A 16804-nucleotide genomic window follows, 5' to 3' on the forward strand; every position below is an offset into this window, starting at 1 on the left:
AAGTTATTATTAATGACTTTGCTTTTTTTAATGAATAATCTCAATTGGAGATAATAAATTTTGTAAGACATTGCTTTTATTTGATTTAAAAAATCCATCCCCAACCCTTCCATTGGAAAAGGAAGGAACTAACCTTTCCAAAGTTAAAAAGAGATGAATGACCGTTTCTTTAAAAAGTGAGATGTATTGCTTTGCAATAAAGGAGTGCCTGTAACCTTAACTTTTAAGTTTGATTTATCCCGAATTCATGTTTGAATAGGTTTTAACCTACTCTAGCTTAAGAAGCTGCTAGGAAGTTAAAGGTTTGAATTGGATTGGTCAAACTGTAGCGCCAATCCTGTATGGCGCTGAGTCGGGGTTAATATTGCTTTCTCAAACGAAGATGGGGTACTAACAATAGTCACCTGCTGCTTTGCTCTGGTGACGGCAGTATAAATCAACTCTTTACTAAGTAGTCGAGCATGGGCATGATCAAAGGTTATTGCCACATGATCAAACTCAGATCCCTGCGACTTATGAATGGTCATAGCGTAGGCAGTCGCAACCAGATCGTCGTTAAGCAAATTAATTGCAATACCTTGGCTTTTATTTTCAAAGAACACTTCTAAGCGACTACCCTCGCCTTTTGTTTGTGTCATTAAACAAATACCGATATCACCATTAAATAGGCCTAATTCATAATTATTTTGAAGAACCATTATCGGCCTACCATGAAACCAGCTTCCATTTCCAAGGGGTAGCTTTAAGGTATTCATATGCCATTGTGTCAGATAGTTATTAAGATAATGATCGCCCCACTCCCCATGATGACCAGCTGTTAGTATTCTAAACTTATTAAATTCAGTCATTAACTCATTGATGGTGTTAGTTACTCGAGTTGGCTCGGATTTAGCTATTGGGTTCTTTTGTAGAAATGATATTTTATTTATAAAATTTTGATAGTGATTTGAAAGCTTGAACAATATTTTTCTTTTGCTTAGGCTATTTATTATAGATAATGGTTTAATCTCATTATCAACATCGGTAACTAAAGTATTCTGCCTATTTTCATTTTCACCTCTTTCATGTTCACTTATTTGATTAATACTTATAAACTCTAACGTTTCCTCATGTATAAGTAACTGCCACACCTTATCAAGATTAGTTTCTCGTTGATTAATTTGATGGGCTAGCTGACCAATACCTGACTCTGATCCAAATCGCCTACTTTCTATAAGCTCAACATGAAAAGGTTTTAACATAGCGATGCGGCATAGATCAGCAAGGACTGCACCGGCATCCACGGCGGCTAATTGATTGGCATCACCTAGCAAAATGAGGCGTGCTCCCGGTTTAATAGCACTGACTAGATAATTGGCCAGCTCTACCCCTAACATAGAAGCTTCATCGACAATGATAATATCCTCACCCAATGGGTTATCGGCATGGTATCGCGGCTGACCATCACGGCCAATGCCCAAGAGACGATGAATGGTCTTAGCCTCTTGCAACTGTACATCAACCTGCGAATTATCTAAGGCAGCTTGTAAAGACTCTTGCATACGTTGTGCCGCCTTTCCAGTTGGTGCTGCAAGGGCTAAGCTTGCGCTATCTGTACTAAATCTAATGCGTGATGACCTAAGATTACTCTCCCCTGCTTCATTTATATCTCCAGCGCTATCAGACTCATGACGCAACTGCGCTTGATGTAACGCAATAACCAACTGAGCGACGGTATACGTTTTTCCAGTGCCCGGTCCTCCCGTTATAATGCTAAATGCGTTTTCATTGGCGGTAGAGACCGCCTGAACTTGTTGTGCATTTAATCTTTCTGGAATGGTGATGTCTAACGGGGTTATTTGCTGTGCTAAAATATTTTTAATAGTATGGGCGAGATTGTATTCTGCTTGCCATGTACGATGTAGCCATATGGTTAAGACTGAGCTATCTTGTGTTTGGTTATAATGATGAATAATTGGTTGGTTTGATTTAAATGGTTTGCTTAGGCTATTTTTTAAATTACTTTGGTTGAATAGCGGGGTGAATAGCGGGTGCTGTTGTAGACACTTGTTTAAATCATCTAAGCTTGCAAATATAGATTGAGTCGCGTTTGTTTGGACTATTAAGTGTTGAGTTAAATCAAAGAAGCGCTTCACTAAGTCAAGTCGGTCCGAGAGTTGCGCCTTATCGGCCTTTGATATTGCCAACTGCGACCAAAGTTGTGACTTTCTGGTAAACAAAGCATCTATCAGGTTAAAAATCTCGGACTCAATATGAGCCTTATTCTTCCCTTTTAAAGGTTCGGTATGGTCATCTACTATTCGTTCGAACAATGGCGCAGCTAATATATCTATTATCTGTAATTGCCATCTATAGAGCGTTGTCGGTTGCTGTAAGACAATCCCTTCAAGTGGCGGCTCGTCATTATTTTGACGTAATACTAAAACAGTATGCCCTTCCTCCAATTGGTTAGCTAAAACAATAAAAAGAGCTTGAAATAAGGTGTCATTTTGTAATTTAAGACGTCCTTGTTGTTCTGATAATGGGTTGTTAATGCCGGTATAAGCTCTATAGGTTTGTTCACGACGTTGCAGGATATATTCACTAATACTACTCGCCCAGCTCTCTGAAAGTATTTGATTGGTTGTATTATTTTTAGTCATCTCGTTAAGAAACCTTTTTACGTTGCCATGTGTGTCGAAATGTGTAGAGAAACTTTATTTGTAAAAATTCAATAGCTAGGCTTACCAAATAAAGCATCTAACGCCTTCACAAACTCTATCGGAATATCCCAAGTTACTCGCCCATAACATTCAATTAATGGCTCAGGGTGCTCAGTAACTAGTCCATAGCGTACATTATCACTATCACTACTGTTTATAGTTCCTCTTAAAAAGACATACTCAACAGGTCCTAAATAATTTTCTTCATTGCCTTTATAATCTTTAATACGCAATGATAAAAAACGATGTAAAGCTACTTGATAAATGGCGGCTTGCAACCAGTATCCTGCTTTTGACATGGCTTGTTTTAAAGTGTCCTCGCTATAATTGCTTAGGCTATTTCCTAAGTAATTACTTTTATAATCGACAACGTAGAACTTGCCAGCATGTTGATACACTAAGTCAATTTCACCTCTTAAGTAACGATACAAGTAGCTACTATTTAGTGAGGTTAACATCACATGTTTATCTGTGTCATCAGGCAAATACTTTTGAAATATATGATTGATATCTTCTGCTTTGAAGCTATCAGATAGCCCCATGTTAAAACCCATCTCTGCAATACGCTGATTTTTTTTAATATCAATAAGTGGTTGACCCGAGGCTAATAACGGAGTATTTAAAACCTCTTTAATCCAAGTTAATAAACCATCATGTTGATTGGTTAAAGCGTCTTGATTCTGAGTGTTGGTCGAACTGTTGTTGTCACTATGGGTACTGCTATAGATTATCGGCAACTGATAGCTCTTAATCGCCCTATCAATAACCGTTGACCAATGAGTGGGATTGCCAAAGTCAATTTTCTCAAATACTTCATGCAAGAAAGTTCCTGCATTGGCCCCTTTAACAAAGGTAAAGCGGATATCGTCTTCTGCTTTTGAAGCTAGTAAAGGTTTATATAGCGTTGAGTGTCCTGTTGAATTCCCAGTTGTGTCTACTACAAGAGCACCATCAGATACTGATTCTGTCACGCTGCTATCTGTCTTTCTCAAGTCTATATTCATCGCATCATCAATACGCTCATCAACGACAGCAACCGCTTGTGTAGACTCATCTAATTGCCTTGATAAGGCGGTAAAACTGGTTTTTGCCCAGCCTTGAAATCTGGTTGTCTTCATGACGTCATTAAAGTCATCATATTCAATTCGCTCAATTGTATTATGATTAGCGTCATCTTCCACAAAGCGATCTGAATGATTAGCAATATAGTTGGTATAGAAGTCAGATATAGTATTCGCCCGAATAAACCCTATGACATCTTTAAGACGTTCTGGCAGCTCATAACTAGGCTCATTGGTATCAAACCAAAAGAACACAGGTTTACGACTCATATCTCTAGTATCACTGGGATCTTTTAAGACAATATATAACTGCTCACTGGCTCGGGTAAAAGCCACATAGCCCAGTCTTTTGCGTTCATCAAACTCCTCTAAAGTCTCTAAGTCGGTAAAAAAGGTGGCATTCGTTTGCGTGCCTTGAACAACAGAAAACCTTCTCTGATTGTTTAACGGTTCAGGCAAAGATTTAGTCTTGTTTAATTGCTCATTATTGTATAAATATAGTCCATACTCCTCGCCTTTACCTGACTTTCTACTGGCAGAATCCATACCCAATACATAGACGATAGGAAACTCTAGACCCTTTGACTTATGAATGGTCATCAGTTGCACCCCTGAATCGGTGGGTAGCGGTAGCTGTTTTGCCCATTCACTGCTAGGTGCGTCTTCTAAGTTCTGTCTAAACCACGATAATAACTCATACTCTCCCATACCCAGACCATACTCCGCCAAAATATCCATAATATGACGCAAATCCATAATATGACGGTCACCCTCTGGAAGCTCTGCCAAAGCTTGCCAAACCCCCTGTCGCTGAACTAAATTACTATCAAACAAGTAATGTAAAGCCGATAAGATGCCATATCGTTGCCAACGTTCAGCGCCCTCTTTTAAATAGGCAATAAAGTCTTGATAGCTTTTATTACTTATGCCTTGTGATAAGCTTTGGCATAATCTTTGAGAGTCACTATTTGAACTCAGGCTTATAGTCGCCTCATTACCCTCAGCGATACCCGTTTCATCATCCAGCATCATCGATTTTACTTCTTTAATGCTTAACCCATATAGATGACTGGTCAGCACCCGATTGACCATATCATGCTTATAGGGATGCAGCATCGCACTGAGTAATGCGGCCACATCTTCAGCAATGACAGTTTCAAAAATACTGACATCACTGGTGGTAAGGGTAGGTACATTTAGTTTGACCAATTCATCTTCAACCTGCTTCAGATCTTTCTTGGCTCTTGCTAGCACTCCGATATCACTTGGCTTAATCGGCTTTCCATTAAGACGTTCTCCACTATTTAAGAGTGTGGCGATATGGGAGCTAACAACTTCAAACTCACTAAGGGTAGCATCTTTATCATTTGCGATATGAATAACGCTGACAGGGCGATTTGGTAGAATATCATCGTATAAAGTTGTGCGTTCGACTTGAGCTGTTTCTTCAAGGTCAGGATTTAGATCAGAGTTGTTTTTAGAAATGTCATGTACATTAGACTGACCGTTAGGTCGCATTTGTTCCACTAATTGAGTAGCTAATTTAGCATCCCTATCGAGCCATGACAGCTTGGCATTTGGGTTAGCGGTTTCAATAAACTGATAGTAGATGTCCGTCCCTAACTCAGCCAGCTTATTTCTTTTTTCAGCAACATCGCTTGGTACGCTAAACCAATGATTAAGGCCGTTTATTAAACCTTTATTCGAGCGACGATTGGTATTTAGTGTCCATAAATGCTTATTATCAAACTGACGTTTCATAACGTTGTAATTAGCAACATCACCTCCCCGAAAACCATATATCGCCTGTTTTGGATCACCCACTAATAATAAAAATTCATTAGTAGAGCGCGTGGATTTGGAAGGCTGATCTGAGTTAGACGAGTTTTTCGCATTTTTGGGTAAATAAATATTTTGGATCATCATCGCTTGCTCACCATTAATGTCTTGCGACTCATCAATCAGAGCAATCGGATAATGATGCCGTATATAGCGTGCCAGCTTTTCACCCTGCTTGCCAGACAGCGCTTGGTTTAAACGTACCATTTGCAAACTAAAGGTCGTCTGACCGCGCTCTTCCAAAATAACGGGCAACCTTGCCCGTACTTTTAAAACTATTTGTCGATTTAGATTTGCCTGTACCATTAAAATATGCTGATTTAAGCTCTCAACCTTATCCACAATGACCATTAACTGACTGATTGTGTTGAGCTCATAAAAAGCTTGGTGTTGCTTTTCTTTATTTTTATTAAACCCCTTTATCTTGCCCTCTTCATTAGGGTATCTCGCGTCTTGCAGTGCAGTAATAATCTTATGCTCATTATCATTTAGATGATTAAAAAACATGAGCTGGTGCTTGGCTATTTTTTGATGCACATCAACCAAGGCTTCAAACTGTTTAAATAAATTAGAATTGCCATTAAACCCCTGAGACTTCCTATAATCTGGATTAAGATAAGGCTGAATATCGACAATATCTCGTTGTGCAAATTGAGTCAGTAGTTGTTCATATTCTGCAAAATCAAACCCTATTTCACAGTTAACCTCATCAATAGGTGCAGAAATAAAGTTTAGCGAACGGTTCACATATTGTTTATGATCGCCTATATCTGTCAGCTTACCTTGCTGTTCCATAATCTTATAAAGCTTAGGCTGTTCATGATACAAGCGGCTTTGAAACTGACGCAGCTCATCATGAATAATACTGTCAGTCACTTGCTCAATACTATGCTCTTCAATAATGGCCATGCCTTGCTGATGACCTGTCTCACTACTGTATTCATTGAGCCATTTTTGCGCCAAACTATCGAGCGTACCCACAAACAACTTATCAAGGGTCGTTAATACTAATGCTGTACGTCTAATGGCCTCCGTAATGGGATAACTATGGACATGATCAAGTAAATAACTCACTAAATGCACGTTAACTGGGTCCTGCATGAGACCCTCTATACGAGCAAATTTCGCCTCCTCTACTAACCACTCAGCACGGGCTTTATTGACTTTGGCTTTCTCTTCAGCTTCTTGTTGTTTGTCATATGCTAAGTCTTGGTTTAGCTCATTAGCGCCCATGTCACTAGTACTAATGTTACTACTACCAAGGTCACTTTTTGAACGTTTATTTTTATTTGTGTCTTTATTCGTATTATTGCTGTTTTTAGAACTTCTTTTATCACTGTTGTCAGGCGTCACCTGCAAGACTTTAGGATACAAATGCTCTTTATTGCTAGGATTGGCGCTTAAGTTTTGAATCCATTGTAATAGTTGATAGAACTCTACCAATCTATCGTGTATTCGTTGACGCATTTCCGCTGCTGCTGCGCGCGTAAAAGTAGTGGCGATTATTTGTTCTGGAGAACGACGGGCTTCTATTAGTAAACGCAGTACAATACCGGTTAGCGTCCACGTTTTACCGGTACCCGCTGACGCCTCAATTAGGTGTTGTCCGGTTAACGCAACTTCTACAGCTGGAATAACCTCTTTTTTTATTAGATCTTCCTTCAAGCTGTTAACCTTTTCACTTATTGGCATAGGGAACATCACTTATGTATTAGGTTTAGCTATTTAAACGGTTTAATGAGTCAAAAAGGGGTTGATAAAGGGGATGAGACAATGTGGTTAAAGAATCTATTAAAGCGTCAAAAGGCTCTTGATCACGCAATACATATTGCCAAACGGCATGTTGTACACAAGTATCATAGATAGTATATGAGTGATATCCAGGCGCTAACCACGCTGAGAAGTCGGAACGTCTCGGCCAATAGTTGTTGTCTGATTCACGTTCCTTTTCAACTTTAGCCAAGTATGTTAGCGCGTAGTCAGGTAGCAATGTCATCGGAACCAGCCCTGCCAGCTTGGCAAATATAGTCCATTTTATGAGCTCAATTGCTGCGGTTTCATATAATATTGGCGGTAATTGAAACGCAGTCACGTTTTTATAATAATCCACCTGGGTGCTTGACTTATTAAAACGCCAAATACTTACTCCGTCATTTAAGGCGACTTGCTCTGAAGTGGTGTGCCGAGCGACCTGCCAATACAAATGTGATAACCAAAATTTGAGTAAATGCTTGGGACTGGCAGAGTTTGGCAATATATTGAGCCAGTATTTAGGTGATAGCTCTAAGTCAGACTTATTTGCATCCTGATCAAAACTATCTTGCTCAACACTATTAGAGTTATTAATATCGTCAAGTGGTTTAATAGGAACCTTACCCTTAATCTTAATAATGCGGGGTAAAAGATGGATTAAGTCGGGCATATCCTGAGTCTCAAACAGCTTTCTTATATCAAGCTGCATAGGTATCTCTTTGGTGGGGGTCAACAAAAACTGATGATTCGTTTTGCCTGATAGGTTACCTAACCCCTCTAACTCAATACCGTTATGAGATAACTGCTCTTTAAATTCATCACACTTTTGACTTAAGATCTGCTGTTGATTGTTCAAAGTGGTCTGACGAGACACACCCGCTGGCATGATGTTATCGTATATAAGCGCGTGCTGAAACAGATCTGGCTCATTAAGGATTTTGTCAAGGCTTTTATCATTGGTACTTTGTTCGCTTATAACTTGATCGCTATTGCAATGTTCACTGAGCTGTTTATTTGATGTCAATGCTAAGTTATTAATTAAGTACTCATTAATCTGATAAGCCGATAAACTGTCCAAAAATAGAGGCTCCTGTTGCGAGATTGCCTCTTGACCCTGAATAATATGAACCTCTTGTGTCCGCAAAAATGCTCTTGCGGGATGGCGAACTTGGTACACTAAAGATCCTTCGATATCTATCTCCTGAATATCAAAGATTTCCTTTAGAAGACTGTCATATAAAACGCTTTCTTTTAAAAAGCTCTTATTCAAATAATCTGGGTTTGATAGTTTAGCATCAGCTACTGTATCAATAGCTGGACTCCCCCCTTGAAGTAATTCGGTTAGTGAATTAATTACTTGATTATCGATACTACCAAGCTTCCCTAACCCCTCGCCAAGTAGTGTTGCTATAGATTGGTAATGCTTTTTAGTCGGTAGCGTTACTCTTAACGTTTGCTGGCGCGATCCACGCTCTGACAAAGTATCAAATACAGCTTGCCACAAAGGTGCAGGTGGAAACTGACGCTGCTGAGCTAACTTAGTTTTGCTCATCGCGTCATTTAACATCTCGTCTAATTCATCTGCTGAATTATAAGCTTCGTCGTATATAGTCACGTCCGCTGTATTGGAATTAGATTGAGATTGCAGAATTACTTTATTTTGATCGCTCGTGGTCTCTACTTCAAACAGGCTCTTATGAAATGGCAAAGCAGGATGTTCTGTCACTAACCACTGCTTAATTAATTTTGGTAAGTAACGTTGTAAATTTTCAGTTTCAGGGTCAATATCATTCGGCAGCGTATCTAGTGAATTAACTTGCCACTGAACCTCACCTTGCAAGAATTGCAATAGCTCACTAACGGGGTTGGCCGGTAGATGCTCATGGGTGTCAGTTAGACTTTGACCGTTATAAAATATCCAACAGGCACTACGCGCGCATAATAATGCATCCAGAAAAGCACCATTGTCATCATCTTCACTCACCCTATCGCCCCTTCGTGACAAGGTAGCTTTCATCAAATCATAACGATTATCACGATCTCGATCTGGAAACTCTGACAGATTCATATTTAACATGACCACCAGATCAAATGGCACATTTCTTAAAGCCCCAAAGCGGCCAAAGGTGATTACGCCAGTTGGTTCAGCACTGACCTGTTGGCTTTCAAGTTCATCTTCTATACTATCCAGCATAAAGCTTAGCTTAAGTGGCAGCTTCTCCACACCTGCCAGCGTCTGCTCAACCTCAAGATTTGAGCTTACGGCATTAGAATATTGTTTATAGTGACGATTGGCACGTAAGCTTGATTTAAAGCCATTCATCGCGTTATAAATGGCACGCATACTGCGACTTTGATCCACGTCGCTAAAATAGCGATGTATCACATTTTCCTCAATTTCACTTAACCAATCTTCTGCCTTTTTAGGATGTTTATAGTCATTGCGATGTTCAAGCAATCCAGTATAGATACGGCATAGTACCTCGATAATCGGCGCATCATTTAAGCTTACCTTTGCCAATGGCAAGCTCATTTCTGGTAATGCGCTTTTTGGCCATTCATCCTTCTCTAAAGGATATAGACAAGCACTTAATTCGGCCTCTGGCATCACCAAACCTAAAGCCAATTTATCCAATGCTTGAGCAAAGCTAAACCGATAATCATAGTCATTGCTATCTAACGTTTGCTGCAAATGCGCCTCATCAAACCCACGTATAAATCCTGCCTCTAATAACAAGTCACAGCCACGACTCATTTGTTCATGGGTCAACCCAAAGCTTTCATACAAAGGTGGTAACATCAACCAATCTAAAAGCTCTGACGCCTCAAAGCGAGCACTATCACTACCCAAAAGCTTATAGAAGCCTGTGATTGCTTCCCATAATTGACGAATTTCTGAATCAACAACACCGGTTACTTTCGCAGGCAAGATCAAGCCGTCTTGCCCTCTACCATTGACAAATATAGAGCTAATTAAAGCATGATGACGCTCAACATCTGGCAATAACACCACAATGTCCGAAATATGACGTTTCTTTTCGCCATCGCTCACGGGTTCATTCAGCCAGCGTCCAATCATAATGCGTAATACTTCGAGTTGACGCTGTAAACTATGACAAGAATGAATGCTTAGGCTATTATCCCGTGAAGATATTTCCCAATGTCGCACTTTGTCATAACGCTTATTTTCAAGTACCTCATCGGCGTAATAATCCACTTTAGGCTCAAGGCTAAGCTCAATCTGTTCACTGATTTCTTTAGAAACTTGAGCTGCTGTAGCCTGTTGAGTTGCCGTTTCATCAAGCATTAGGACATCGTTTTGAAGCTTTCGAAGCAAGCTTGGCCGCTCGTTAGAAAGTTTAGATTGTTTAGATTGCTGAGAGTGTGAGGTATTCGCCTGTGATGAGTTGTGTTTGACCTCATAAGAATCGTAATCGTCAAAGTCATCCTTAAGGTTATCTCTAAAGTTGTCCTGCCACACCACTCGCGCCTTATGATAGTCATCGTTTCCAGATAAGTTCGCTAACATGGCAAAGGTATCACGAGACTGCTTACCCAGCCTTGATAGCAAGCTATGACCATAATCACGTAAAAAAACACTTTCAGGATTAATGATTTGTTGACGCTGTAACCAGGACTTATCGACAATATCCGCCCAAAAAAGCTTTGAGGGGTTATAGTGTAATAAAGTTATGTCCATATACTGAGACAAGCGCTTTAGGAAATCGAGCTCAGTTTGTGGCAACTGCTGAATAGTAAATATTCGTAGGACCTTAGGTAGCTTATTGATCTCGCCAGCCTTATTATCCGCTAACGCTTTCCAAAACTCAGCCTCTAGGTCCACACGGTATAAATGAACATCTGCAAATAAATGTACCCACAAATAACGTTGAGCTGCCTCAAGCTCTATATAGTGATCCATCAACCAATCTGGAGTGCCACGAGAATACTTGTCAAACCGCTCAGATAGCCTGTCTTTCTCTATAATTAATTGCTCAACATTAAGTGGTTTATTTTTCGACCATAGCGTTAACCAGTCCTCACGGTGCGTAAGATATCGATTAAACACACGCGCCAAATCGTTCGCAAACTGCCAAAGTCTGGCATCTCGTTGTGCCGCATCCTGATGTTTGTTATCAGAATCATCATCTTCAGACGGCGCACTTATTAAAGAGGACAGTAGTGGATATAAAGGGTGGTTGTCATCTTTAAGTATGATGTCTTGATAATAAGTAAGATAGCCAAAAATACGCCACTGCATCACCGTAGGGGATAAAACAGCAACTTCAGGAACGTTTAAGGTCTTAGCATTAGGATCATTTTGTAATAAATACTGATTGTGATGACTTAATACATCCTGCATTAAAGTCCACTGATACTGTCCCCAAAACTTAGTCATTACCAGTGTGCTTATGCCTGCCCGACTTGCAATAACTTTATCCAGCCAATCACCTAATACCATTGATGGCACGATGACCACAAATGGATCGAAAATAGCTTGTTGCTCTGATTGATAGTCAATGAGCAACTCTTCAACAAGATTTTCGGTACGATGAGATTGGATGATTTTGAACATAGAGGGTTTATCTTCTAATAAATTCGACTGTTTATCTGCACAAAATTTAGGCACATCCTAAGAATTGGTTTTATGACATAATCATAACCGATTAAGAAGATAAAAAAAGGTATATAACACTTAAGACGACATAATCTGTCGTTTATATCGATATTTAGTGGATAAAGTGATGTAAAATTAAATAATGTGAATTAAGTAGTTTCACTCTATGTGATTTCAATAAAAGGTCTTTAAAGTCTATGGATTAAAATGTACGTGTCATGGGCGTGTAATCGAATAGCATCTTAAGTGTCACATTAACGTTATAACTGTATGTGTTATAACCATGGTGAAATTAGTCACTCATTTATGATAAAATCGTGAGCTTGTTACCGTTATTTGAATTGCTATATTAGTATAGCCAAATGCTCACTTTATGATGTAGAAGAGAAAAGCTTAACCCAAGGTTTAACCTTTAACTATTAGAATGATAACATTGTATAAGATGATTTATTTAGTGCCTATAGCTCAACAGGACAGAGCAGTCGCCTCCTAAGCGATCGATCGGGGTTCGAGTCCCTGTAGGCACACCATTTTCATTATACAAACCTTTCCCATCTTCTTAACGAGTACTTTATAAAACCCCCTAAATGGCACTTATTTGTCTAAAGCCTACTCTTCCCATCACTAACAATCTATGGCTGAAAATTGATAAAAATGCTATAGTTCGATTCCTACTTGTTTATGACCACTTCTTGGCAAATATTCTACAATCTGGACACCTATTCAACTATTTTCATCTTTTCAATGCATAGAATTGCAAATGATATGACTTAACAACAATTAGCTCTATTTGCTAAAGCATAGGCAAAGCTATCTTCGTTCTCAATGTCATTTAAACAATAAATATAGACAAACCTTTAAACAATTATTAAGACAATCAGGTCGCATATGGCGTTTGTACATCTTGGAATTCACAGTGAGTTTTCAATCACTGACTCAATTATTCGCATTAAACCTTTGGTCAAAGCGGCTGCTGCTGATGGTCAGACAGCGTTGGCACTCACAGACTCATCAAATTTGTATGCGACGGTAAAGTTTTATCGTGCTTGTTTAGATGCGGGTATCAAGCCAATCATTGGTACTGAGATTATTCTGGATGACGAATCGACGCACTTGACTTTATTGGCAATGAATAATGAAGGCTATCAAAGTATTACCCGCATTGTGTCCCTAGGGTTTACTGAAGGGCGGATGAATCCTGAAAATAGAGGCGTGCCGATCATTAATAAAGAACACCTATTTGCTAATCCTGAAGGTGTCATTATTTTATTTACCGAAAGATCAGATGTTGGACAGGCCCTTTTGGGTTCAAACCCAGAGCGTGGACATCAGCTGATCAGCGATTATCAATCGGTGTTTGCCGATAGACTGTACTTTGCGATAAAACGTACACAACGCATCAATGAAGATACGTATATTGAACAGGCAATTAATGCAGGTAGTCGTCATGGCATCCCTATTGTTGCCCACAATGATGTGCGCTTTCTAAATGAAGAAGATTTTGATGCCCATGAAGCACGTGTGTGTATTGCCTCTTCTCATGTATTGGCAGACCCCAATCGACCTCATGATTACTCTAGTGAGCAATACCTAAAGACTCAAGAGCAAATGACGCAGTTATTCTCTGATATCCCCCAAGTCATCGATAATTCTGTTATTTTGGCGCAGCGCTGTAATGTCACTTTGACACTAGGCATCAACGTCTTACCCGAGTTTCCGATTCCTGAGGGAGAAACCATTGAGTCGTTCTTCCGTGCAGAATCCCAACGTGGACTTGATGCAAGGCTTAATAAACTATATCCGGTCGACCAGCGTGATGACAGCTGGCCTGATATAAGAAAGCCTTATGATGAGCGCCTAGAACATGAGCTTAGTATTATTCTTGAGATGGGATTCCCAGGTTACTTCTTAATCGTGATGGACTTTATCCGCTGGGCCAAGGCCAATGGAGTGCCAGTGGGGCCCGGTCGTGGCTCTGGAGCAGGGTCTCTTGTCGCTTATGCGCTTAATATTACTGATCTTGATCCCTTGCACTACGACTTACTATTTGAACGCTTTTTGAATCCTGAGCGGGTTTCCATGCCCGATTTTGATATTGACTTTTGTATCGAAGGTCGAGACCGAGTCATCGAGTATGTGGCAAGTCAATATGGACGTGAAGCGGTTTCGCAGATTATTACGTTTGGTACGATGGCCGCCAAAGCTGTGGTTCGTGATGTGGCACGGGTACAAAGTAAGTCGTATGGACTTGCCGATAAAATATCCAAACTTATTCCAAAAACACCTGGTATTTCATTACAAGATGCCCTGCTTGAAGAGCCTCAATTAAAAGACTTACTGTCCAATCCTGATAATATGGACTATGAAGATGCCAATGAAATATGGGAGATGGCGATTAAGCTTGAAGGCATTACTCGAAATGTGGGTAAGCATGCGGGTGGTGTTTTAATTGCTCCAAATAAAATTACTGACTTCTGTGCTATATACTGTGATGATGAAGGTCATAGGGTCAGCCAGTTTGATAAAGATGACGTTGAGTCTGTGGGTTTAGTGAAATTTGACTTTTTGGGGCTACGCAACTTAACGGTTATTAATGCTGCTGTAAAGAATATCAATGAGCGCCGTGCTCGTGAGTCAAAACCACCAATAGAGCTTGAAGATCTGCCTCTTGATGACCCTAATGCCTATACGCTATTGCAAGAGGCTAAGACGACCGCCGTTTTCCAATTAGAAAGCTCAGGCATGAAGAAATATCTGACTAAGCTTAAGCCGACTAACATTGAAGACGTTATTGCAATGTGTGCGTTATACCGACCTGGTCCATTAGATGCTGGCATGGTCGAGATGTACATTGACCGTAAGCATGGACGGGAAGAGGTTGTTTACGACCATCCTAATCTTGAGCCTATCTTGGAGAACACTAACGGCGTTATTGTCTACCAAGAGCAAGTCATGCAGATCTCGCAGGTCATGGCAGGCTATAGTCTTGGTGGTGCCGATATGCTACGCCGTGCGATGGGTAAGAAAAAACCAGAAGAGATGGCCAAACAGCGTAACATTTTTGTCTCTGGCGCCACGGATCAAGGTATCGACCCTGTGGTATCAGGTGGCGTGTTTGATCTGATGGAGAAGTTTGCGGGTTATGGCTTTAATAAGTCGCATTCAGCCGCTTATGGGGTTCTTGCTTATCAAACTGCGTACTTAAAGCACTACTATCCCGCTGAGTTTATGGCAGCGGTACTCACTTCAGATATGAACAACACTGACAACGTGGTGTTCTTTATTAATGACTGCCGAGAGAATTTTAATTTAACCGTCGACAATCCTTCAGTTAACCGTAGTGAATGGCATTTTGTGGCCGATACTCCTACCAACATCATTTACGGACTAGGGGCTATAAAAGGGGTCGGTGAAGGCGCGGTAGAATCGATTGTTCAAGCCCGTCAATCAGGAGGCAAATTCTCAGATCTTTATGATTTTTGTCGACGGGTAGATATCAAAAAGGTCAATAAACGCACCTTAGAGGCTTTAATAAAATCAGGCTGTTTTGATGACTTTGCCATGACACTGCGCCCTGATCTAGAGGCCGATCAGCGTCATCAAATCCGAGGTGCATTGATGGCTCAATTACCGAGCGCAGTGCAGGCAGCAGAACAGGAGCGTCAAAACAATGAGCTCGGTATGATGGATCTGTTTAGCGAAGTTGATAATGCAACCACTGCACCTCCCTTGCCAACAGACCATGATCTCATTTGGGGTGATAAGCATCGACTTAAAGCTGAAAAGGACACGTTAGGTCTTTACCTCACTGGGCATCCGATTGACCAATATCGTAAAGAAGTGGCGGTTTATACAGCGAATGCGCGTTTAGATGATCTGTCTGATACAGGTTATAATGGTAGTACTTTATTTGCAGGGCTAATCATTGACATTGCAAACTTTGGCAATCGCTGCGTTATTATGTTGGATGATGGTACCGCACGTCTTGAGGTTAGCTGCTATGCTGAACGCTTCAACCGTATCAAAGATAAACTAAAAGTAGATGAGGTCATTGTCATAAAAGGAGGCATACGCGACCGAGATGGTCGTATGTTTGCCAGACTCGACAATGCCTATACCCTTCTTGAGTGTCGTCAGCGCTGGATCAAGAAAATTAGTATCAAAATCCAATCTGAAGATACTCAACTATTAGATGCTCTACTTCCTTTATTAAAACCAGCTCAGTTAGATAATATACCTACTATTAGCGCCCCCGTAATAGAAGACAGTAACGACGATAGTAGTGGTATGGAGGGTGGTATGGACGCGTACTATAATAGCAATGAATATGACATGGCTTCCAATCCAGTAACTGCTTTAGACAATGATGGCTGTATACCCATAGCGTTAAATGTATATACGCCGTTTGCTATTGCCAGCGTCAGTCTTAATGATGACTGGCGACTGTACCCGACTGATGATAATTTAATGAAGCTGAGTAGTATGATTGATACTGATAATCTTTATTTTCATTATTCGTAAGGACTTATCTTTTATATTAAAAATGGCATTCATCACAAAGGGCACTTAATATGACCGTATAATCACCGATACAAATCTCTATACGTATAACTCATTATCATATGACTACTTTAATACCTTAAATAATAAATAAGGCGTAAACACTTTACGGTGTTTAGGCCTTTTTTATTGATGTTTTATCTTATTTCGGTGCGATACTATCATTTTAACTTCTAAAATAATCTAACAATATAATAGATGACTCTAAATTAAAAGCAAAATTAAAAGCGAAATTAGATGAGAATTAACGATAAATTTTTAAATAATATTTA

The 16804-nt window shown here is 40.0% G+C and carries 4 protein-coding genes and 1 tRNA gene; 2 read left to right on the forward strand and 3 right to left on the reverse strand.

All coding sequences use genetic code 11. The features are described from left to right. Positions 1-296 precede the first annotated feature (296 nt). The 3 genes from recD to AC2SLT_RS07815 form a co-directional block, all read right to left on the reverse strand. Positions 297-2642, reverse strand: coding sequence for an exodeoxyribonuclease V subunit alpha (gene recD, locus AC2SLT_RS07805; protein ID WP_486547096.1), 2346 nt, complete (start codon positions 2640-2642; stop codon positions 297-299). A gap of 68 nt (positions 2643-2710) precedes the next feature. Further along, complete coding sequence (locus tag AC2SLT_RS07810; protein WP_486547097.1) at positions 2711-7294, reverse strand: UvrD-helicase domain-containing protein; 4584 nt, start codon at positions 7292-7294, stop codon at positions 2711-2713. A 25-nt stretch (positions 7295-7319) separates the two neighbouring features. After that, positions 7320-11984, reverse strand: a complete 4665-nt coding sequence (locus AC2SLT_RS07815; protein WP_486547098.1) for an exodeoxyribonuclease V subunit gamma — start codon at positions 11982-11984, stop codon at positions 7320-7322. A 442-nt stretch (positions 11985-12426) separates the two neighbouring features. Between AC2SLT_RS07815 and AC2SLT_RS07820 the strand changes: the two genes are divergently transcribed. After that, a tRNA-Arg gene (locus tag AC2SLT_RS07820) sits at positions 12427-12502 on the forward strand. Positions 12503-12860: 358 nt separating this feature from the next. After that, positions 12861-16493, forward strand: coding sequence for a DNA polymerase III subunit alpha (gene dnaE, locus AC2SLT_RS07825; protein WP_486547099.1), 3633 nt, complete (start codon positions 12861-12863; stop codon positions 16491-16493). Positions 16494-16804 lie beyond the last annotated feature (311 nt).

The organism is Psychrobacter sp. CX18, from assembly GCF_057396215.1.